This window comes from Enorma phocaeensis, assembly GCF_016901575.1.
Classification (GTDB): Bacteria; Actinomycetota; Coriobacteriia; order Coriobacteriales; family Coriobacteriaceae; genus Limicola; species Limicola phocaeensis_A.
Genome location: NZ_JACJKQ010000075.1, coordinates 1 through 512, shown reverse-complemented (window position 1 = coordinate 512; position 512 = coordinate 1). Strand labels below are relative to the sequence as shown.

1 protein-coding gene is annotated in these 512 nt (G+C 58.2%); it reads right to left on the bottom strand.

Annotation, left to right across the window (positions count from 1 at the left end; genetic code table 11):
• A partial coding sequence (locus H6A15_RS10240) for a restriction endonuclease subunit S (RefSeq protein ID WP_204673651.1) occupies positions 1 to 512 on the bottom strand: 512 nt, incomplete at both ends.

Here is a 512-nt window from a genome sequence, read left to right as displayed (position 1 = left end):
ACGCTGGTGAAGTGCGATGAGGTCGTCGAACGCGAACACGACTGACGAAATCGCGGCCTGCTCCTTTCTCGATGGGAACAAGAAACCGATCGCAGCGACGTCGCTGCCGTGCAGGTGCACGACCGATTTCCCCTGCGCTCTCTTGGACAGATCGCGATGCGCGCTGCCGTACGTGATGCCGAGAGCAAGGAAGTCCGGATCAATCAAACCGTCAGGCCTCACGATGTTCAGGTCGCCGCCGAGCATTATCCCAGCTGAGCGCACCGATGACGCGATCGCAATGTCCTCTGCGGTCTCTCCGGATGCCGGGATGATGACCTCGTCGCCAACAGAGAACAGGGAGCCGCCCTTCTCTTCCGCGAAAGTATCGACTCTCTCGATCCTCGTCTCGTAGTTTGTATAGAGGCGACCATAGAGAATGATGGGGGTTCCAGATTCGCGCAGGTCATCTTTTGAGTATCCGCGACCCTTGGAGAACGTGCAGATGTCCCCCAGCTTACGCTGTTCCCAAG